The 19,348-nt window shown below is 67.6% G+C and carries 20 protein-coding genes and 1 pseudogene; 11 read left to right on the forward strand and 10 right to left on the reverse strand.

The genetic code is table 11. The features are described 5' to 3' along the window. The first annotated feature begins 50 nt into the window (after positions 1-50). Positions 51-425: an ArsR/SmtB family transcription factor gene (locus tag IEX69_RS20195; protein ID WP_157127512.1), complete on the forward strand. Its 375-nt coding sequence runs from the start codon at positions 51-53 to the stop codon at positions 423-425. Positions 426-625: 200 nt separating this feature from the next. Beyond that, positions 626-1,534 (forward strand): cation diffusion facilitator family transporter, encoded by a 909-nt coding sequence (locus IEX69_RS20200; RefSeq protein ID WP_373284513.1) that lies wholly within the window; start codon positions 626-628, stop codon positions 1,532-1,534. Positions 1,535-1,642: 108 nt separating this feature from the next. Here the strand turns inward: IEX69_RS20200 and IEX69_RS20205 are convergent, their stop codons facing one another. The 7 genes from IEX69_RS20205 to IEX69_RS20235 all read right to left on the reverse strand — a co-directional run bounded on the left by IEX69_RS20205 (position 1,643) and on the right by IEX69_RS20235 (position 7,553). Then, positions 1,643-1,882: a ferredoxin gene (locus tag IEX69_RS20205; RefSeq protein WP_085021743.1), complete on the reverse strand. Its 240-nt coding sequence runs from the start codon at positions 1,880-1,882 to the stop codon at positions 1,643-1,645. Then, a complete protein-coding gene (locus tag IEX69_RS20210) occupies positions 1,879-3,093 on the reverse strand; it encodes an NADH-ubiquinone oxidoreductase-F iron-sulfur binding region domain-containing protein (protein ID WP_085021742.1) in 1,215 nt (404 codons plus the stop codon). Before IEX69_RS20210 ends, IEX69_RS20205 begins: the two co-directional genes overlap by 4 nt. Beyond that, complete coding sequence (locus IEX69_RS20215) at positions 3,090-3,662, reverse strand: ferric reductase-like transmembrane domain-containing protein (RefSeq protein ID WP_229756500.1); 573 nt, start codon at positions 3,660-3,662, stop codon at positions 3,090-3,092. The genes IEX69_RS20210 and IEX69_RS20215 overlap by 4 nt, the downstream gene beginning before the upstream one ends. Next, entirely contained in the window at positions 3,655-4,554 is a 900-nt protein-coding gene (locus tag IEX69_RS20220) for an FAD:protein FMN transferase (RefSeq protein WP_085021741.1), read from the reverse strand. The genes IEX69_RS20215 and IEX69_RS20220 overlap by 8 nt, the downstream gene beginning before the upstream one ends. Positions 4,555-4,963: 409 nt before the next feature. Next, entirely contained in the window at positions 4,964-6,142 is a 1,179-nt protein-coding gene (locus IEX69_RS20225) for a sensor histidine kinase (protein ID WP_085021740.1), read from the reverse strand. Then, positions 6,139-6,807 (reverse strand): response regulator transcription factor, encoded by a 669-nt coding sequence (locus IEX69_RS20230; protein ID WP_174604624.1) that lies wholly within the window; start codon positions 6,805-6,807, stop codon positions 6,139-6,141. The genes IEX69_RS20225 and IEX69_RS20230 overlap by 4 nt, the downstream gene beginning before the upstream one ends. Positions 6,808-6,830: 23 nt before the next feature. Continuing rightward, positions 6,831-7,553, reverse strand: coding sequence for a VIT1/CCC1 transporter family protein (locus tag IEX69_RS20235; protein ID WP_085021847.1), 723 nt, complete (start codon positions 7,551-7,553; stop codon positions 6,831-6,833). Positions 7,554-7,743: 190 nt separating this feature from the next. Between IEX69_RS20235 and IEX69_RS20240 the strand changes: the two genes are divergently transcribed. Next, on the forward strand, positions 7,744-8,466 hold the full coding sequence (locus IEX69_RS20240) for a DUF2231 domain-containing protein (RefSeq protein ID WP_174604623.1): 723 nt from the start codon (positions 7,744-7,746) through the stop codon (positions 8,464-8,466). A gap of 16 nt (positions 8,467-8,482) precedes the next feature. Next, positions 8,483-9,184, forward strand: a pseudogene (locus IEX69_RS20245) (recombinase family protein). A gap of 98 nt (positions 9,185-9,282) precedes the next feature. Here IEX69_RS20245 and IEX69_RS20250 read toward each other — a convergent pair. Next, complete coding sequence (locus tag IEX69_RS20250; RefSeq protein ID WP_229756501.1) at positions 9,283-10,050, reverse strand: COG4705 family protein; 768 nt, start codon at positions 10,048-10,050, stop codon at positions 9,283-9,285. A 237-nt stretch (positions 10,051-10,287) separates the two neighbouring features. On the opposite strand from IEX69_RS20250, the gene IEX69_RS20255 reads away from it, so the two are divergent. Beyond that, positions 10,288-10,836: a DedA family protein gene (locus IEX69_RS20255; protein WP_229756507.1), complete on the forward strand. Its 549-nt coding sequence runs from the start codon at positions 10,288-10,290 to the stop codon at positions 10,834-10,836. 51 nt (positions 10,837-10,887) lie between these two features. Next, the gene (locus tag IEX69_RS20260) at positions 10,888-11,667 is read left to right on the forward strand and encodes a COG4705 family protein (protein WP_157127511.1); all 780 of its coding nucleotides are present in this window, start codon (positions 10,888-10,890) and stop codon (positions 11,665-11,667) included. A 51-nt stretch (positions 11,668-11,718) separates the two neighbouring features. Here IEX69_RS20260 and IEX69_RS20265 read toward each other — a convergent pair whose 3' ends face one another. Continuing rightward, positions 11,719-12,018, reverse strand: coding sequence for a hypothetical protein (locus IEX69_RS20265; RefSeq protein WP_085021738.1), 300 nt, complete (start codon positions 12,016-12,018; stop codon positions 11,719-11,721). A 138-nt stretch (positions 12,019-12,156) separates the two neighbouring features. Between IEX69_RS20265 and IEX69_RS20270 the strand changes: the two genes are divergently transcribed. From IEX69_RS20270 to IEX69_RS20285, 4 genes are all read left to right on the forward strand, one after another. Further along, positions 12,157-12,852 (forward strand): response regulator transcription factor, encoded by a 696-nt coding sequence (locus tag IEX69_RS20270; RefSeq protein ID WP_229756502.1) that lies wholly within the window; start codon positions 12,157-12,159, stop codon positions 12,850-12,852. Then, complete coding sequence (locus IEX69_RS20275) at positions 12,849-14,231, forward strand: sensor histidine kinase (protein WP_085021737.1); 1,383 nt, start codon at positions 12,849-12,851, stop codon at positions 14,229-14,231. Before IEX69_RS20270 ends, IEX69_RS20275 begins: the two co-directional genes overlap by 4 nt. An 86-nt stretch (positions 14,232-14,317) precedes the next feature. Continuing rightward, the gene (locus IEX69_RS20280) at positions 14,318-15,163 is read left to right on the forward strand and encodes an undecaprenyl-diphosphate phosphatase (RefSeq protein ID WP_085021736.1); all 846 of its coding nucleotides are present in this window, start codon (positions 14,318-14,320) and stop codon (positions 15,161-15,163) included. 194 nt (positions 15,164-15,357) lie between these two features. Beyond that, positions 15,358-17,820 (forward strand): bifunctional lysylphosphatidylglycerol flippase/synthetase MprF, encoded by a 2,463-nt coding sequence (locus IEX69_RS20285; RefSeq protein WP_373284512.1) that lies wholly within the window; start codon positions 15,358-15,360, stop codon positions 17,818-17,820. On the opposite strand, the gene IEX69_RS20290 is transcribed toward IEX69_RS20285, so the two are convergent. Further along, positions 17,821-18,570, reverse strand: coding sequence for an ABC transporter permease (locus tag IEX69_RS20290; RefSeq protein WP_085021734.1), 750 nt, complete (start codon positions 18,568-18,570; stop codon positions 17,821-17,823). Between the two features lie 203 nt (positions 18,571-18,773). Between IEX69_RS20290 and IEX69_RS20295 the strand changes: the two genes are divergently transcribed. Then, positions 18,774-19,286 carry a hypothetical protein gene (locus IEX69_RS20295; RefSeq protein ID WP_188760997.1) on the forward strand — a complete coding sequence of 171 codons (513 nt, stop codon included), beginning with the start codon at positions 18,774-18,776 and terminating at the stop codon, positions 19,284-19,286. The last annotated feature ends 62 nt before the right edge of the window (positions 19,287-19,348 follow it).

The following is a 19,348-nucleotide window of genomic DNA, read 5'->3' on the forward strand; positions in this document are numbered from 1 at the left end:
GTGTTACGTTTCGCCCAATCGCAGAGCGTGGGTCCTGCTACTATCTGCGTGTGCACGTAGATAAGCAGGTTAGCAGCCTTGACCCCGACTCCGAGTACGTCGAGCTGGCGGCTGAGGTATTCGGGATGCTGGCGGATGCCACACGGGTGCGCATCATCCTGGCGTTGCGCAGCGCAGGGGAGTTGTCGGTGAACCACATCGCGGATGTGGTCGACAAGAGCCCCGCGGCCGTGTCGCAGCACCTGGCCAAGCTCCGGCTGGCACGGATGGTGTCCACGCGCCGCGAGGGGACGACGGTGTTTTACCGGCTCACCGACGAGCACGCATCGGACCTGGTGATCGACGCAGTGAAGCAGGCCGAGCACGTCGTGGGCTTCACCGTTCATCACAAGGCGGGATCGAGCGAGGAAGGACGCTCAGCGTGAGCACCCACCCCCACGCCGAGCACCACCACGGCCACTCGCACGGCGCACACGAGCACTCGCACTCGCACGGCGAACACGAGCACGAGCACTCACTGGATCACGGGCATGGCCACGATCATCCGCACGGGGGCGTGAAGGGCTTCCTCTACGACCTGTTTGTTCCGCACACCCACGACACTGCCGACTCGATCGATGACGCAATGGAGGCCAGCACGGCCGGGGTGCGCGCTCTGAAGATCAGCCTTCTGATCCTGCTGGCCACGACGATTCTGCAGGCGGTGATCGTCGCTTTCACCGGCTCGATCGCGCTGCTGGCCGACACGATCCACAACTTCGCTGACGCGCTCACTGCCGTGCCGCTGTGGATCGCGTTCATGCTTGGTCGCCGCGTCGCGACTCGCCGCTACACGTTCGGCTTCGGCCGCGCGGAGGACCTGGCGGGGATGTTCATCGTCTTCGTCGTCGCCCTTTCGGCCGTCGTGGCCGGCTGGCAGGCGATCGATCGATTCATAAACCCTCGCCCGGTGGAATATCCGTGGCTGCTGATGGCCGCGGGACTGATCGGGTTCCTCGGAAACGAGGCCGTCGCGATCTACCGCATTCGCGTCGGCCGCCGCATCGGCTCCGCCGCGCTCGTCGCGGACGGCGTGCACGCCAGGCTGGACGGGTTCACGTCCCTCTCGGTCGTGCTCGGCGCGATCGGGGTGCTGCTTGGGTTCCCGCTCGCGGACCCGATCATCGGCCTGCTGATCTCGGTGTCGATCATGGCGCTGCTGTGGGGGACGGTCCGCTCGATCGGACGCCGCCTCATGGACGGTATCGACCCCGACCTCATCGACCGCGCCGAGCATGCCCTGGAACACACTCCCGACGTCCGAGCCGTCCGTGACGTCCGGCTCCGCTGGATCGGGCACCGCTTGACCGGCTCAGCCACGATCGAACTGGACGCGACCGACCTCAACCACGCTTCCCAAATTGCTCAACACGCCACCGAACACGCGCACGAGGCGCTCAGGAATCTGGACGAATTCACCGTGACTCCCGCGCCCCACTCGGGGTCAATTTCTGCGGAAACTCACCACTCAGCAGGCACTCAGAAATCCGGCTGATAACCTCCGTTATGTCATATGCGCCGCGACGCCGAGGACCTGGGGCGGCTGCGCGGAGGGGCTGCAGGGTCACGTTCCGCGCCGCAGCGCTGCGTGCGGGAGCGGGGATCATTTCTCCCTGCGCAGGGTGAGTGCGAGTCGGGGGCAGAGCGCGACGGCGTCCTGAGCCGCGGGTAGTTGCGCGGCGCGTAGAGGGATGTTTGTCCGCTGTCTGGCTGGAGCCGCGGGCAGCGGGTATCCGTCTTCGTCGGGGTGGAGCAGATCGGGGAGCAGTTCTAGGCATGCTCCCCGGGCCTGGCAGCGTGTCCAGTCGATGTGAAGCGTGGGCGACGGTGTTGGTCGGGTCATCGGTGGGGCCCTTCGCAGCAGGTTCCGGCGCGGTGGCGATCGAGTTCCGCGGTGAACACCGTCAGGGCCGACCGTGCCAGGGCGGCGGTGCCGTCGGGGTGGTGGCAGGCTCCGCGGCCGGGGAGTGTCTCGATGAGCTGCCAGACGCGGCTCGCGTCGACTTCTTGGCCGGATGCGTGCTCGGCGTATCGGGTGGCAAGGCGGGGGAGTCCGAGCACGCACGGGCCGCATTGCCCCGCGCTCTCGGCCGCGAGGTATTCAAGGATGGACCCGGTCACTGTCAGTCCACACGTCTCGACACCGATAGCGAGGATGACCCCGGCTCCGACGGGCGCCCCGTCCGCGTCTGGGGCGGGTCGGGGGGTGAGTGATCGGGTCAGGTGTCGCGCGGGAACCCAGCGACCATGGAATCCTCCGACGAGCACCGCCTGAACGGCATCGGGATTGGCGCCGACTGCGGTGAGAGCGTCGATGATGCGGGTGCCTCCGGGGACTTCGAGGACATGTTCGCCGATCCCGTCGCCGTTTATGCTCAGCAGTCGGGTGCCCGGGTCCTCGGGTGTTCCCAGGCTGCGGAACCACCCGGCCCCGTAGCGGCCGATGAGGGCGACGTGGGCGAGGGTCTCGACGTTGAACAGCAGAGTGGGCCGGCGTCCGACTCCTCGTTGGGTGAGGTGCAGCGGGTGGTCCTTCGGTAGTGCAGGGGCTCCGGCGAGGCCGGCGACCACGGCTGTGGCCTCGCCTGACACGAAGCGGTCCTCGGCTACGCGCACCTCGATGTCACGACCGTCTGCGCGTTCGCGGAGTGCATGGCGGACCGAGTCGACTCCGTCAGGGCGCGCAACGATCACCAGCCGGGCCTTGGGGTTGAGAGCTGCTGCGAGTAGCAGCAGCCCGTCGATGACGAGGTGGGGGGCGTGGTGGAGGAGGGTGGCATCCTTCCGGCTCAGCGGTTCGCCCTCGGAGCCGTTGCCGATGATGGTGGCCGGGGGGCCCGTGAGCGCATCGATCTTCGCGGCGACCGGGAATGCTCCGCCGCCGCGGCCGGTGAGCCCGGAGTCACGGAGCGTCGCTACGAGCCCGGTCGTGGCGGGGAGAGGGCCGAAGCGGGCGGCGTGGAGGGTGGCGTCGGCGTGAGGTCCTGCGGCGAACAGCCGGGCGGGCATCGCGGGAGATGGCGCGACGCTGGGGAGTGGGGTGGTGAGGGTCATCGAGTCGTCCTCTGTGCTTGTGCCGCCTTTTCCAGGGGTGTCGTGCGGAATAGGGTGGATGCGATCCGCCAGGTGGTCGCCGCGGCGACGGCGGTCGCCGCGGACGCGGCCAGGATGTCGAACCAGGCGCTGGTGCTGTCGGTGCCGTTGCCGATCGAGTGCAGGACCGCGACGGGCCACATCAGGTAGACGCTCCAGTGCACCAGCCGGAACACGCGCACGGGGAGTCGGTGGCGGAGCAGCGCCGTGATCACGACCGCAACGACCAGGTCGAAGGCGACCGTCCCGAGTCCCTGCCAGAACGGCTGGTACGAGCCCAGGAAGGGCACAACGACGTCGACGAGCGAGAGCTGGGCGTAGCTGTCGCCGAGCAGGGTCGCCACATGCAGGATCAGGAACACCGAGGCCAGGAGGGAGACGTTTCGGTGTATGAGCACGATCCCGAAGCGCGGCAGCCCGGGCAGGGGCCGCCCGGCTCGGGTGAGGATCCCGAGCAGAACGGACGCGGTGAACAGGCCGAGCGACACGATGCCGCTGACCCGGCCGATCGCCCACAGCAGCTCAGACATGAGCGACCTCGATCTGGGTCGGCCACCCTTCGGTGGTGGTGACACGGTAGTGCTGGTCGACGAGGCGGGCCGGTACGTAACGGGCAGCCAGCCAGGGCACCGCTTCGTGACCCAGGATCACAGCGGCGGTGGAGTAGGCGTTGGCCTCGACACAGCTGACCGCGGCGCAGGTCACGGTGCGCCACGGACTCTGCACGGGCTGGAGGGAGCGCGGGTCGAGGATGTGGCTGACGAGGTCCGCGCCGACACGGTAACGGCGATGCTGAGTGCTGGAGGTAGCCAGAGCGGCTCCCACAGTGAGGGCGACCTGGTCGGCAGGGTCTCCCGGCTTATCCTGCACGAGGACCTGCCATCCGCCGTCCGGGTGCTCGATCGTGGAGGCGATGTCGCCCCCGATTCCGACCAGAACGCCCACGCCGGGTCCGAGGTGGGCGGCGATAGCGGCGACGGCCCGCTCGCTGGCGGAGGCCTTGCCGATCGCGCCGAGATCGAACGCGGTGCCCGGCGGTGCGGTCAGGATCCCGTTCTCGAGGGTGATGTCGGTCCGTCGGACGGGCCTGGCCAGGGCGGCCGAGACGCCCAGCGACGGTCCGTCGAGCTGGGAGAGTCGGTAGCCCAGGGTCGGGTCGACCAGTCCCCCGGTCATGTCGGCCGCGGCGAGGGCATCGCTGAGCAGGTCGGCCAGTTGCCGGGAGACGGGCGTGGTCGCCGATCCGGATCGAGTGAAGCGGGAGAGTTCGGAGTCGGGCCGGTACCTGCTGCAGGCGGCGTCGACGGAGTCCATGACGGCGCGGCAGAGACGAGTCGCGTCCTCGAGCAGAGCGGGCGCAGTGACGGTGACTTCGACGTCGGTGCTCCAGGCCCGCCATCGGGCGGTCGCGGTCGGGTCCATGTCAGGAGCCTTTGGTCGTGGCGTGGCTGGAACCTCCGCGCGAGGGGGCGACCAGGCCGCTGGAACCCTGCGTGGATGAACCCGATCCACCCGTCGATGACGACGATCCGCCCCCACTCGTCTGCGGTGTGCTCGACGGGGTGGGCGTGGTGGCGGTAGGGGACTGGGTGGTGCTGTCTTGGGTGGGGGTCAGCTCGGCGGTGGTGGCTTTGGCTTCCTCTGTGTTGTGCCAGAGCGCAGCGGCGCCGACGCCGGTTCCGATGATGGTGGAGGCGGCGAGCAGACCGGTCAGGGTTCGGGCGGTGCGGCGGCCTCGGTCTCGTGCGTTCACGGTGGTCTCCTCCCGTAGGGGTTGAGACCAGCATCGGGGCCGTTTCTTCCACGATTCTTCCAACCAGCATTCAGCTGGTCAGGGACGGGGCAGGCTTGCCTCCACCACCCCTCCCGGGAGCTCGGTCACGACCCGGACAGAGCCGCCGTAACGGCTGATCACGTCAGCGACCAGGGCCAGCCCGAGCCCGTAGTGGGCCGGACCTGTCCCGGGGGAGCGGTTGGACGCGAATCGTTCGAAGGGTCGATCGCCGTCACGAAACCCCTGTCCGTCGTCGGCGACCCTGATCCGGACGGTGCGAGCCTCCTCCGTGATGATCACAGTGACGGAGGACCGTGCGTGGTCGAGGGCGTTGGCGATGAGGGAGAACAGGACCCGCCGCAGGGGCGCTTCTCCTGCCGCCACGTGAACGGATTCCGGGGCGTCGAGCGTGAGCGCGATGCCGGCGGCGTCTGCTTCCGCGCGTGCTGCGGTCACGACCTCGCCGGCGATCGCGGCAACGTCGACAGCGGAGACGGCGGCGGGTCTGTCGTCGGCGGCGATGAGGAGGTCTTCGAGGATCGAGGTCAGCGCTGCGGTGTCCGCCACGACAGCGTCCGCTTCGGCGTGCAGGCGGTCGGGGGAGGCGTCGGTGTTGATGCGGCGTCGGAGCAGCTGCACCCGGGTGCTGAGCAGGGTCAACGGGGTGCGGAGTTCGTGGCTGGCGTCGGCGACGAAGCGGCGCTGTCTGGCCAGCGCCTCGGTCAGAGGCCGCATCGCCCGCGAGGAGAGGAGGTAGCCGCCCAGGGCCGCGACCGCCACGCCGACCGCCCCGGCGCCGACGAGCGACCAGGCCAGCCGCGTCAACTCCTCGTCAGATTCGCGTTGGTCGATCGCGACCTGGACGAGGATGTCACCGTCGACCCGGGTCCGCACCGCATAACTGTGCCCGTCCGCGGAGACGGTCGTGTCCACCGGGCCGGCTGCAGAGCGCGCCTCGTTCAGCGCTGTCGTGTCGGGCAGGCCTGCTGGCAGTGTCTTGGAGGACTCGGTGCGTCCGTCCCGGACCGTGATCACCCACGTGTCGGCGGGGGCTTCATCCCCTCGGAGATCCTGTCCACTGATGGAGAGGGAACGGTCGATGGCTTCCGCGACCGAGACGGACACGAGACCGTAGGCGATGATCCCGACCAGGGCGATGATCATGGCGATGACGGCCGCGAACTGCAGCGCGAGCCGTCGCGCGGTTCGGCGAAGAGCGGCGTCCTCGGCGGTCACGATCCACCGAGCCGGTAGCCGATGCCGCGGACGGTGTCGATGACGTCCCGGCCGAGCTTGCGACGCAGGTAATGCACATACGTGTCGACGACCCCGAGCTCCTCCGCGACCGGGAACGCAAGCCGCAGCAGCGTGGACCGCTCAAACACCTGATTCCGGTCCCGCGCCAACACCTCCAGAAGAGCCGACTCACGCTCGGAGAGCGTCACGCTCCCACCCGACGGCCGGATGACCTGCCTCAGCGACGGACGGAAATGTGAGCCGCCCGGCAGAGCGAGCGTGGCCGCGGTGGTCTCGTGGCGGCGCAACAGCGCCCGCACCCGAGCCAGCAACTCATCGATGTCGAAAGGCTTCGTCAGGTAGTCCTCCGCACCACGGTCCAACCCCTCGACCCGATCGGCCGGGTTCCCCAGCGCAGAGAGCACCAGCACCGGCACACCCACCCCCGACCTGCGCCAGCGGGACAGCACGTCCAAGCCCTCCAGTATCGGCAGGCCGCGATCGAGCACGACGACATCGAAGCCCTCGGTCAGCGCCAGATGGAGCGCCTGCTGCCCGTCACGGGCGGTCGTGACGCGATAGCCCTCGTCGACGAACAGCTCCTCGAGCATCGCGGAGAGCGACCGGTCGTCCTCGACGACCAGGATGCGCGCTCCCTCGGACATGGCGTGAGTCTAGAACCCGACGGTCACACCACGGTCGTGCCCAGCAGCGTCCCGATAGCGAAAGTCGCCAGCAACGCGAGGAGACCACCGACGACGACGCGGAGCGCGGCCCGGCCGCGAGAGCTGCCGCCGATCCACGCCGCCACATATCCGGTCACCGCCAGAGCCACGAGCACGACAGCGAAGGTGACAGGGATGCGAAGCCCCTCGGGCAGGAAGACGATGGTGAGCATCGGGAGGATCGCGCCAAGAGTGAACGCCACGGCCGAGGCCAGCGCGGCATGCCAGGGACTCACCACGTCCTCCTGGTCGATGCCCAGCTCGGCCGAGAGGTGAGCGGCGAGAGCGTCGTGAGCGGTCAGCTCTTCCGCCACCCGCCGGGCCGTCTCCTCACTGAGCCCTTTCGCCCGGTAGAGACCGGCGAGTTCTTCCAGCTCCTGCTCGGGCATGTCGGCCACCTCACGCTTCTCCTTGGCGATGAGCGCGCGTTCGCTGTCGCGCTGACTGCTGACCGACACGTATTCGCCCAGCGCCATCGAGATGGCACCCCCGACCAGAGCTGCGAGCCCGGCGGTCACGATCGCGGAAACCGCGGGCGTCGCTCCGGCCACACCGACGACGACGGCTGCGACGGACACGATCCCGTCGTTGGCTCCCAGTACGCCGGCGCGAAGCCAGTTGAGCCGCTGCGCGAGCCCCTCACGGTGGGGTTCATCGGTATGCGACCCATCGAGGCGTTTCTGCATGCTCACACCGTAGGAACCGCGCCCCGCCTCGCGCCAGCAAGCGTAGCCACACCTCAGGTGCCGTCTAAGAATCCTGGAAGAAATGCTCGTGAGCATGGCACCGGACGGTTGCTCTTGGGGCAGCCCGCCCGGGTGTTCCACCTGGGCTCCCCTGACGACTGGACAGGGGCCATTCCCGCATTGGAGCTAGATGTTCGACACGTTCTTCGGCCTGCCCCTCCATCCGTTCATCGTGCACGCCACCGAGGTGATCGTGCCCCTCGCCGCGGCCCTCGTCCTGCTGACTGCTCTGTGGCCTCGTGCGCGCCGGTGGGCAGGCTACCTACCCGCGGCGGTCACCCTCGTGGCGCTAGTGCTCGTACCCATCTCGAAGGAGTCAGGGGAGAGCCTGGAGGGTAGGGTCGGCGAGAACGACCTGATCGAACGCCACGCCCAACTCGCCGACGGCCTGCTTCCCTGGGTCGTCGGGCTCGTCCTCGTCGCCGGCCTCCTGCTCGCGTGGACGATCCGTGAGAAGCGCACCGCCCTCGCTCCGGCCGACACGTACGGCGCGCCGGTGTCCCGTCGCGCCGGCCCGCGCTGGGTGCCAATTGTCCTCATCGTGCTCGCGCTCATCGCCTCGACAGGCACCACCGTGCAGGCCGTCTTGATCGGACACAGCGGAGCCACCGCGGTCTGGCAGGAAGACATGAGCGGCCCGCCTCGACCGGCGACACCGACTAGGAGGTTCGTTTCGGTCCTGAAGAGCAGCAGGGGATCTTGGATTGACCGGCGCGATTGGAGACGCAGGCCCAGACGCCTCCATCGCTCGTATGGGGATCGTTCACCGGAGCGTCCTGGAGCGATGTCGAAACTGCGTGGCAGCGTCTCTCGTAAAACCCCTCCGATAGGCATTCCGGTGATCGGGGCCTGAGTGAGAGAGTGGGGGAGTGGCTTACCTCATCATCGGCTATGCCCGCGTCTCGACTGATAAGCAGGATGCGACCGCGCAACGCGACGCCCTGATTGCGTCTGGAGCGCAGCACGTCTACGTCGATCAGGGCCTTACCGGCACCAGCCGCGATCGGCCGGCGCTTCGCGAGGCGATGGCCGCGTGCCGTTCCGGCGACACACTGATGGTTACCAAGCTTGATCGCCTTGCCCGGTCCGTTCCCGATGCCCGTGATCTCGTCGATTAGCTCACGGGCAAGGGTGTCAAGCTTCGGATTGGTGAGAGCGTCCACGACCCGAGCGATCCGACCGGCCGGCTGTTGTTCAACGCACTCGCCATGGTTGCTGAGTTTGAGGCGGACCTGATCCGTGCGCGAACGCGCGAAGGAATGAAGGTTGCGAAGGCAAAGGGCCGACTGCGCGGGAAGAAGCCGAAGCTGTCGCCCGCAGCTAAAGGGCATCTGGTGGCCGAGTTCCATTCGGGCGACTTCACGGTCAGCGAGTTGGCGTCGCGATATGGCGTTGGTCCTGCGACCGTTTATCGAGCGGTCGAGAGAGCGAAGGTCAGAGCCGGGGTGGCACAGCCCCCCCCCCCCCCCCGCCTCACCCCGAGCCCAGTAGTCCACCCGTCCGAGCGCAGGGGATCCGCGCGTTGTCGTCGCACTGCGGGTGAACTCGAGCGCCTTGCTAAGGCAGGCTGAGGCCCCAGACTGAATGGAGGTGAGTCAGTCTGGGACCTCCCTCGACTGCGTCGAGGACTGTAAGTGGCCACCGGTGTGGGCCGGTGACCACGCGGCCGTCAGGCGGGTGCGGCCGCCACGCTGTGAGTGTCGCGTCGGATGGTCATGACCGTCACGCAGGCAGCGATGCCGGCCAGCAGGACGAGGGTGATCGGTCCTGTGCCGAGTCCTACTCCGCCCCTGCTGGTGTCTACGCCGAGCCAGTCGGCGAGAGAGGCTCCGAGTGGGCGGGTGAGGACGTAGGCGGCCCAGAAGGTGATGACTCGGTTGGCGGAGAAGAAGTAGTAAGCCACGGTGGGGACGGCGATGCATGCCAGGAAAAGCAGGCCAGAGGCGAAGTAGCCGAGGTTCAGGACGGTGGCCGTCCAGTCACCGACAGCTGTTCCGAGCGCGAAGGTGGTGAGCACGGTCACCCAGTAGAAAATCTCGCGGCGGCTGGTGTTGATGGAGTGGATCGACAGGTCGCGTTCGGTGGCCCACCACAGGAGGAAGATCGCGGCGAGGGCGGCGGCGAATGCCGCAGTGGACACGGTGTAGGGGATACCGAATTCGACATGGATGACGTCGGCGGCCATCGTTCCGAACACGCTGACCATGGCCACTGTGGCCCAGTAGAGCCAGGGAATGTAGCGGGTGCGAGTGAGCTGCAGGGCGAGCAAGGCCACGAGGACCAGGAATGCCAGGACCACCGCGATGACAGGGTCGATAGTGGTGACGAGGAAGTCGGATGCGGTCTCACCCATCCCGGTGGTGAGCACCTTCGCAATCCAGAACAACGCCGTGATCTGCGGCACTTTGTCCAGCATCGTCCGTTCGGATGTCGTCACCGCGTCTCCTCCATATCGTGTCCACCGTACGGAGCGCCAGTCGGACGTGGGCGGGATTCGGGCCCCTTGGTTCTGAGAGTGTTCTCAGGCGTCTGGGCGGCTGCTCAAGCTGAGCGGTGGCGCGCGACGTAGCGTCGGAGGCGAGAGGGGTGAGTGATGTTACAAAGCGGCGGGTTCTTAGATCCATCCGGCCTTCTCGTGGGCGCCGGCCCGTGGGCATTGGCGGTCGTGGCTGCGATGATCTTCATCGAGACGGGTCTGCTCTTCCCGTTCCTACCCGGCGACTCCCTAATCTTCACGGCGGGTCTGCTCAGCACTCAACTCGGGCTCCCGCTGTGGGCGGTCATCGTCACGGTGGCGATCGCCGCAGTCGTCGGCGACTCGATGGGTTACTGGATCGGCCATAGATTCGGGCGCAAGCTATTCAAAGCCGACGCGCGCATACTGAAGCTGCGCTATCTGGAGCGCGCCGACGAGTTCTTCGTCAAGTACGGCCCGCATGCACTCGTGCTCGCCCGATTCGTGCCGATCGTGCGGACGTTCATCCCACCTGTGGTGGGCGCTTCCCGCATGCATTACGGCCGTTTCATCCTGTGGAACGCGATCGGCGGGGTGCTCTGGGCGGTGTTGTTGGGCATCGCCGGCTACTTCCTCGGCCAGATCCCGATCATCGCCGACAACGTGGAGCTGATCGCGATCGGGATCGTCGTCGTGTCGGTCGTCCCGATCGCCATCGCGATCATCAGGGAGCGGCGACGAGACCGGCGCGCGAAGGATCCGGTGTGAGAAGTCTCAGACCGTGTCGGCCGGCTTAGCGGCCCGCGCCAAGGGGTAGCTGTGAGTCTTCCCGTCATGATGAACCCGCATACAGCATCGCCGAACACGCCTCAGACAGTCGGCCCGAAGGCCAGGAAGATCCCGGCTGTGGACACGCTCTTCTGGGCGATGGTCGTGCTCTCGGCTGTGGCGGGGATCGCCGCCGAACCCGCTCCGTCGCCGATGGTGCGTCTCTTTCTGGTGGCGGGCGGTACGTTGACGCTCATCGCCATGGTCGTCTTCCAGATCATGCTGCGCCGGTATCGTCCAGTCCCGTACTGGATCACGGTCGTCATGACGAGCCTTGTCGGGGCATCGGTAGCGAACAGTCTCGGTCCCGCACTGGCGGCGAGCCTCGGGGGAGGGCTGCTCCTGCTTGGTCTGATCGCCTGGCTCTTGTTCGAGAGGCCCTCGAGTGCCCTTGAGGTTCGGACGGTGCGGCAGGAGAGCGTCTACTGGGTCGTGGTGTTCGCGGCACTCGTGCTCGGCACCGGGATGAGGCAGCTGCTGAGCGTCACTGCGCATCTGGGGTCGCTGTCGTCCTCGATCGTCTTCGCAGCGGTCGTTGCTCTGTCCGTGATCGCCTACAGCTTCTTCCGTGTCCCTGCGTCAGCAGCCTTCTGGTGGGCCTTCGTCGGGGTAATACCGCTGGCGGGTGCAGTCGCGGAGTTGATCGCGATCGCTGCCGGCGGGGCAGCGGCAGCGAAGCTCACGGTCGGTCTTCTCGCCCTCGTCGCCCTGGCGGTCTTGGTCGTCATCGACTCTGGCCGCAATCGGCGGAGGGCAGCTCGTGGAATGTGAAAGGGGTGGGCCGCCCGTGAGCAGCCCACCCCTCCTTGCCGCTCGTAACGGTTACTGTCCGGCCGGGGTCGTCGGAGCCGGGGTGACGTCGTCGGCGGTCTCACCGTCGGCGGTGCCGTCCTCGACGCCGTTGTCCACGCCGGTCGGGTCGTCGGCGGTCTCACCATCGGCGGTGCCGTCTTCGATCCCGTTCTGGTCGTCGGCGGTCTCACCATCGGCGGTGCCGTCCTCCACCACCGAGCTGGTGCTGCTGGGGGCGGGGGTCGGGTCGGCCTGGGCTGGGACCGCGATCGCCAGACCGGCGGCCGCGAGCACGGCAGCAGCGGACAGAGATCCGATGGTCAGTCGCATCCGGGTTTTCATAAACTCTCCTTTCTGGGGGGATAGCCTCACGCTAGGAATCACACCGTGGACGTTTCTCCGAAATACGGCCCCGGTTCGTGAAGATGCGTTCAGACGCGCGGAAGCAACGCGGGAAGGAAGGACGCGGTGAACGGACCCGAGGGTGTGATCCCGGTGCTGGTGGTGGAGGACGATCCGCAGATGGCCGGGTTGCTGAAACGGGGCTTGACCGAGGAGGGATACGACGTCACCGTCGCCGCCGACGGGGTCCAGGGTCTGCTCGCGGCAACCAGAACACCACCTGGCATCGCGGTGCTGGATGTGATGCTTCCCGGCATGTCGGGGTTCGAGCTATGCCGTCGGTTGCGGGAGACGCAGCCATCAATCATGGTGCTGATGTTGACGGCACGCGACGACGTAGACGACCGGGTGCGAGGTTTGGACGCTGGCGCGGACGACTATCTCGTCAAGCCCTTCGCGTTCAGTGAGCTCGCTGCACGTCTGCGGGCGCTGCGCCGCCGGGATTCTCCCTCGACACCGTCGGTGCTGGTAGTCGGCGACATCACGATCCACACTGTCAGCCACGACGTGTCGGTCGAGGGTGTTCCGGTGCATCTAAGCCCGAAGGAGTATCAGCTGCTTTTCCTGCTGGGCACTCATTTCGAACAGACCGTGTCCCGGACCTCGATCATGACTGAGATCTGGGGGACCGTGGCGCACGCAGATCTGAACATCGTCGACCAGTACGTCAGCTACCTGCGACGCAAGCTGGACGTCATCCCCGCCCAGACCAGGGTCGTCACCGAACGCGGGGTCGGGTTCCGTCTGACGGCGTCGCCGTGAAGCTCGTCGCCCGGTTGTCGATCCGCGCGCGGATGACGATCGGGACTCTGCTGCTGGCGACGGCGTTCTTCACAGCGTCGGCGTTCGTCGTGCATCAGATCGTCGAACAGCTGCTGCGCGACTCCACCGTCGCCGTACTCGAAAGCGACATCGTCCCCTACGAGACCTCGATCCTCGTCGAGCCACACGACAGCGTCGACGCTCCCGGCGAAGGGCAACTGATCGCGGTGACGGACGCTGCCGGGGTGGTCGTCGCCTCGACCCTCCCGTCCGACCTCACGAACGCTCTAGGGCCCTTACAGCACCTGACTCCGGGCAATTCGCAGGTCTCCACTGGCTCGGCCACGTACGCCATCGCCGTCGAGAGCGTGCAGGGCCAGGACGGCACATGGACAGTGGTGGCAGCACAGGACCAGAACGCCAACGCGGTGCTGCTGTCCAACCTGACGGTCGGACTCGTCGTCGGCCTCGCAGTCCTGGTGCTGCTGTTCACGACGGCCTCGTGGATCCTCACCGGCGCCGCGCTTCGACCAGTCGAGCGTCTCCGGCGCAGCGCCGTCTCCATCGTGGACACCGGCTCGAACGATCTTCTCCCGGTCGGCAAGGCGCACGATGAGATTGCCGGCTTGGCGAGCACGCTGAACAACTTGATCGCCACCCTCAGGGCCTCGGCTGCCCGTGAACGACAGATGGTCTCGGATGCCAGCCACGAACTCCGAACCCCTGTCGCCGTTCTGCAGACCCAGCTGGAGCTCATGAGCAATGGCCGCGGCAGCGACCTCGAGTCGGACCTTGGCAACGCCCGCCGTGCGACCGCCCGACTCGCGACGCTAGTCGCTGACCTGCTCGAGCTATCTCGTCTGGACTCCGCTATTAAGCCCGGTGATCAAGCGACCGTCGCGCAGCTGATCGATGAGGCCGGCGACGCGATCGACCAGGGTCGCTTCCGCTCCTCCCACCAGGACATCACCGTCGATCTGAGCGTTGATGTCGACGTCGACGTGGGGGAATGGGTCGCAGAGATCCGTGCTTCGACGTTTGGGCGCATTGTGACCAACCTCGTCGGCAACTCGATCGTGGCCCTCGGCGGCAAGGGCGCGATCGTGGTTACGGTAACTGCTCATCATGCCGAGCTCATCCTGACGGTCCTGGACAACGGCCCCGGCATAGACCCCGCGTTCCTTCCTCATGCATTCGATCGATTCTCGCAACAGGACTCCGCCCGCGTTCCCAGCGACGGAGGAGCAGGTCTGGGCTTGGCGATCGTCCGCGCTGCGGCAGGTCGAGCGGGAGGCTTCGCCGAGCTGAGCAATCAGGCCGGTGGGGGTCTGCTGGTGACGGTGCGGCTGCCTCTGCGAATGTCCTCGCAATCGGCCTGAGAGGGCTCTCACGAATCCTGTTCCTGCGCCCGCGGCTGGCTACCGTCGTTGCGCCGGCCTCCGTCAGAGGTCGCGGGAAGGAACAGATGAACACTCTTGCCGCGCTACTGCTCGGTCTGGTCCAGGGCCTGACGGAGTTCCTGCCCGTGTCCTCCAGCGCCCACATCCGTGTAGTCGGCGAGCTGATCGGTACCGGCGCGGACCCGGGCGCAGCGTTCACAGCGATCATCCAACTCGGCACCGAGGCCGCGGTGATCGTCTACTTCTGGCGCGACATCGCCCGCATCGTCTCCCGTTGGGCGAGATCGCTGCTCGGACGTGTTCCGCGCTGTGACCCGGACGCGCTGCTGGGCTGGTACATCATTCTCGGCAGCCTCCCGATCGTCGTGCTCGGAGTCGCGTTCCAGACTCAGATCGAGACCGTGTTCCGGTCGCTGTGGATCGTCGCCGGCACCCTCATCGTGTTCGGCATCCTGCTCGGCATCGCCGACCGGGTCGGCACCAAGACCCGCACGCTGCGAGATCTGACTTGGCGGCACGCCATTGTCTACGGGTTGGCGCAGGCGCTGGCGCTAGTCCCGGGGGTCTCTCGATCCGGCGGCACCATCACCGGTGGCTTGCTCCTGGGTTACAGCCGAGCCGCCGCGGCACGCTACTCGTTCCTCCTCGCGATCCCGGCGGTGCTCGGAAGCGGGCTGTACGAGCTAGTGAAGCTCGTCACGAAACCCTGCCAGGATAGCTGCGTACCCGAGCTGTTCGGGCCCGTGGACACGGCGCTGGCCACCGTCGTGGCGTTCCTGGTCGGGCTGCTCGTGATCCGCTTCTTCCTCGCGTTCATCTCCCGCTACAGCTTCCTGCCCTTCGTGATCTACCGGATCCTGCTCGGCGCCGCCCTGATCGTCGCTCTCTCCGTCGGGGTCCTGCAGCCCTGACCGGTGAACCTGCGAGTGGTCCTGACAGAAGTCTCAGGGACCCAGGCTGCACAAGCCCGTCGGCCTCACCTCCACCTCAGATCCGGCGGCGAGCATCAGGATGAGCGTTCGATCAGGCGGGAGGCTGCATGCGCATCCGGACAGGAGCGTCCCGTACTGCCGGGCGGATTGTCGCGACGTCGAAGCTGATGCCGGTGACGCTGCTGCTGACCGGGCTGCTGGTCGCGGCGTCAGTGACGGCGTTCGTCCTGGACACGTCAGGACGGCGTGGCCTGGGACAAGCGATGTCCACCGGCTTCGACTCGGTGGTCGTGCAGCAGCGCTGGTTCTCGACCCTGACGACGGTGTTCTTCGGGCCGAACCCGGCCGCGCTCGTCCTGTTCGTGGTGGCGTTCCTCGTCGGTCTCGGCTGGGCCGAGCGACTGATGGGACGGTGGCGCCTGATCATCGTGTTCCTCACCGTGACGGTCACGGGCACGCTGGTCAGCTTCCTGCTGATGGCCGCGGGCGTGGCGGTGCGTCTCTACGCCGCCGACGCGACCCGCGCGGAACGGGTGCTGGATCCAGGTCTCGCTGTCGCTGGAGTGGTGATGGCTGCGACCGCGTTCGCGCCGATCCGGACACGACGCCGTGTCCGGATTATTGGCTTCTCTGTCCTGAGCGTCTTCGCTCTCTATGCCGGCCAGCCTGTCGACGTGTACCGACTGTTCGCGGGCGCAGCCGGGCTCGTGTTCGGGATGCTGCTGTGCAGGCGAGGCCCACGCACCCACGCCACCCGCTCGGAACGGCGGACCCTGTTGGCGGCCGTCGTGGCCGTGACCGCGCTCGGCCCGGTGATCTCGATGGTGGCACCCACCAGCCATGGGGTTTTGAACCCGCTCGGTCTGCTGTTCCGGAATCCCTCTCGCGACTTCGCGGCGATGGCGGCACAGTGCGTGACCGGGGACCTCAGCGCCCGGTGCGTGCACGCGATCGAGTTGGCGCGGCTGGACGGGCCCGCGGCGCTGCTGACCACTGTGCTGCCCCTGGTAGCTCTGCTCGTCGCTGCGCGCGGGATCCAGAAGGGACGCCGGGTGTCGCTGTGGGCGGCCGTGTCGCTGAACCTGGTTTTCGCTGCGCTGACGGTGCTGTTCTACACCGTGACTCCGCTGTGGAGCGGTGAAGCGAACTCGTTCCAGGACCAAGCCGTCGACAATTACGCCCCGTTCATCGTCGCGTCGGTCCTGGTGCCGTGCGCGATCGCGGCGATGCTGGTCGCAGGCCGGCGGCTGGTCGACCCCGACGCCCGCCCCTGGCCGGTCGCACGGCTGTTCATCTCCGTCGCCGCCCTATTCACGCTCTGCTCGACGCTGTACCTCGGCGTGGCAGCCGCAACGCTGAGCTCATTCACGCCCGGGACTGGGTTCGCTGACGTCGTCGCGAACCTCCCGGAGCGATTCGTGCCCGTGAGCTTTCTCGTCTACGAGCCCGTCGCGACCTCCGCGACCGGTGTCGCCGCAGTGGTGGGTGACTGGGTCGGCCCGGTGTTCTGGTCGGGAGTGATCGTGCTGATCCTGCGCAGCCGACGACTGCCGGATCCTGCTCGCGCCGCCGGTCTGGAGCGGGCTCGAGCCGCGGTCCAACGCGGGGCGGACAGCCTGTCCTGGATGTCGCTGTGGCGGGGTCACCGTTACTGGGTCGGCGAGGACGGAGTCGCGATCGCCTACCGGGTCATCAACGACATCGCCATCACCACAGGATCCCCGCTGGGCGCCGAGCGGGACGGGGACGCCTCAGCGGAGTTCGCTCGGTTCTGCGACGACAGGGGATGGACCCCGGTGTTCTACTGCGTCGCCGACCCCTATGCGTCCGCCCTGCGGGATCGCGGCTGGGCGGTCACCCGCATCGCTGAGGAATCGGTGCTCCACCCCGCTGAGTGGACAGTCGCAGGAAAGCGGATGCAGGACATCCGCACCTCGATCAACCGCGCCCGCCGCGCGGGCATCCGGGCCGAATGGGCCGGATGGGAGAACCTGTCGTCGGTATCGCAGCGCCAGATCGCGGAGATCTCCGAGCTGTGGGCAGCGGAGAAGACACTGCCGGAGATGCGGTTCACGCTGGGCGGTCAGGAGGAGATGACCCACGAGGGCGTGCGGCTGATGGTCGCACTCGATCAGGACGATCGAGTCCTCGCCGTGACCAGCTGGCTGCCCCGCTTCCGCGACGACACCGTCGTCGGATGGACCCTTGACGTGATGCGCCGACACCCCGAGAGCCCGAACGGGGTGATGGAGTTCCTCATCGCCGAGACCGTTCTCCGCGCGCAGTCGGACAGGATCGAGACGGTATCGCTCTCCGCGGCGCCGCTGGCGCAATCCACACGCAACGACCCGGGCCCCACCGACACCACCTCCGCGACGCTGGGGTTCGTGGCCAAGAGCCTTGAGCCCTTCTACGGATTCCAATCGTTGTTCGCGTTCAAGTCCAAGTTCCAGCCCGCTCTGCGAGAGCTGTACCTGTGCTATCCGGAGAAGCATCAACTGCCCACGATCGGGATGGCGCTGGCCCGCGCCTACCTTCCCGACGTCACCCCGTGGCAGGCGCTGCGGTTCCTGACCACTGCCGTGCGCTCCAGCCGTCGAAGCCGGCCCCGCCGCACCCTGGCGGCGAGATCCTGATCAGGTCACGTCGGGACGGGCGCTCAGCCGGCGGACACCCCAGGCGAGGATCACTGACTCCAACGTGCCCGAGGCGAGGATCGCGGCGAGGACGATGAGCTGGAACGTCCCCGCCTCGAGGGGACTCAACCCGCCGAAGATCGCACCGACGAACGCTCCCGGCAGCACCACCAGCCCCGTCGTCTTGGTCTGATCGATCGATGGAGTCAAGGCTCGGAATACCGCATCACGGGCGAGGGGAAGAGTCGCCTCGCCCGGCCGGGCGCCCAGCGCCAGCCAGCCCTCGACCTCGCTCCACCTGTCGGCAATCGATCGCAGCAAGATGCCACCGGTCAGCGACGTGATGGTCATCGCGTTCCCGATCACGATGCCGCACAGCGCCAGCGCGTAACGGGGCGTCAACGGGACGGCTCCACTGGCGAACACCACCAGGACGGAAGTGGCGACCCCGACCGCCATCGCCGCAGCGACGCGCGCGAACAGGACGCCAGACCAGCCGATACGCCGTGTCGAGGTGATCGCGGCTGCCACGAACATGATCGCGATGCCCACGGCCGTCCAGACAGGGGAGGTGATGACGCCGCTGAGGATCAGGCTGAGCGCCGCGAGCTGCACCCCACCACGGAGGACCGCAGCTGCCGCAACCCACGGGGTCCTCACCCGCGTCGCGGCGAGCACGGTGACGGCCACCGCGGCCAGGATCAGCACGCACACGACCGCGGCGAGAAGAGACGGTTCGGGCTGCACCATTCCACCGTACGGACATCACGCACCGCACCGTGCGAACTGCGCGCTGAGAGTTCTCACACGGCTCAGATCCCCGGAACGGCAAGGATCTGACGGCCATTCGCCCGGCGCAGCGTCCGCCGTTGTCGGCTGCTCTGCGGTCACGGCAGAAGCGCGTCCAAGGAGGCGTTCCTAGCGTCAGCGTCACCAGCTGAAAGGACTCACCGATGACCGACACGCCTCCCCCCAGCCGCGACGCCGTCCCAGACCCCGCCACGCAACCCGTCGATATGGTCCCTTCGGCTCCTGTCGTGTTCGGTCCGCACCCCGCCACGCCGCCGGCTCCCGCGGGCATTGAGGGCTGGCCGGCTCCCAACCCCGGGACGCGCACCATACCCGCCACGCCTGCCGGCACGAATCACCAGCGCGCGGCCGAGCGGCCTCGCCGGACCGGGCTGATCACCACAGCCGCCGTCGCCGGGGCCCTCCTCGTCGGAAGCGTCGCCGGATCCGGAGCCTGGGCGCTCTGGGACGGAACCCACGGCGCAGGGTCCTCGGTGAGCGGTCCCGCGACCGTGACGATCACGAACCCGCAAGCCGTCGCCGCCGTCTCGGCCGTCGCCGCGAAGGCCAGCCCCTCCGTGGTCACCATCGACGTGAGCAGCTCCAACGGCAGCGGAACCGGATCGGGTGTCATGGAGCTTGACCCGGTTTCCCGGACACCTGAGTTGAGGCGATGATCGTCTCAGTGAGGAGTCCGATATGCCTGCTGCGAAGTCGCCGGAGTTCCGGCGTCGCGCCC

The organism is Cnuibacter physcomitrellae, assembly GCF_014640535.1.
In the GTDB taxonomy this organism is placed as follows: Bacteria; Actinomycetota; Actinomycetes; order Actinomycetales; family Microbacteriaceae; genus Cnuibacter; species Cnuibacter physcomitrellae.

Excerpts from the sequence above, each read along its gene's own strand:
- IEX69_RS20200 (WP_373284513.1), top strand. The coding sequence starts at position 626 with ATGGAGGCCAGCACGGCCGGGGTGCGCGCTCTGAAGATCAGCCTTCTG.
- IEX69_RS20205 (WP_085021743.1), bottom strand. The coding sequence starts at position 1,882 with ATGACCCGACCAACACCGTCGCCCACGCTTCACATCGACTGGACACGC.
- IEX69_RS20210 (WP_085021742.1), bottom strand. The coding sequence starts at position 3,093 with ATGACCCTCACCACCCCACTCCCCAGCGTCGCGCCATCTCCCGCGATG.
- IEX69_RS20215 (WP_229756500.1), bottom strand. The coding sequence starts at position 3,662 with ATGTCTGAGCTGCTGTGGGCGATCGGCCGGGTCAGCGGCATCGTGTCG.
- IEX69_RS20220 (WP_085021741.1), bottom strand. The coding sequence starts at position 4,554 with ATGGACCCGACCGCGACCGCCCGATGGCGGGCCTGGAGCACCGACGTC.
- IEX69_RS20230 (WP_174604624.1), bottom strand. The coding sequence starts at position 6,807 with ATGTCCGAGGGAGCGCGCATCCTGGTCGTCGAGGACGACCGGTCGCTC.
- IEX69_RS20235 (WP_085021847.1), bottom strand. The coding sequence starts at position 7,553 with ATGCAGAAACGCCTCGATGGGTCGCATACCGATGAACCCCACCGTGAG.
- IEX69_RS20240 (WP_174604623.1), top strand. The coding sequence starts at position 7,744 with ATGTTCGACACGTTCTTCGGCCTGCCCCTCCATCCGTTCATCGTGCAC.
- IEX69_RS20255 (WP_229756507.1), top strand. The coding sequence starts at position 10,288 with ATGATCTTCATCGAGACGGGTCTGCTCTTCCCGTTCCTACCCGGCGAC.
- IEX69_RS20265 (WP_085021738.1), bottom strand. The coding sequence starts at position 12,018 with ATGCGACTGACCATCGGATCTCTGTCCGCTGCTGCCGTGCTCGCGGCC.
- IEX69_RS20280 (WP_085021736.1), top strand. The coding sequence starts at position 14,318 with ATGAACACTCTTGCCGCGCTACTGCTCGGTCTGGTCCAGGGCCTGACG.
- IEX69_RS20290 (WP_085021734.1), bottom strand. The coding sequence starts at position 18,570 with ATGGTGCAGCCCGAACCGTCTCTTCTCGCCGCGGTCGTGTGCGTGCTG.
- IEX69_RS20295 (WP_188760997.1), top strand. The coding sequence starts at position 18,774 with ATGACCGACACGCCTCCCCCCAGCCGCGACGCCGTCCCAGACCCCGCC.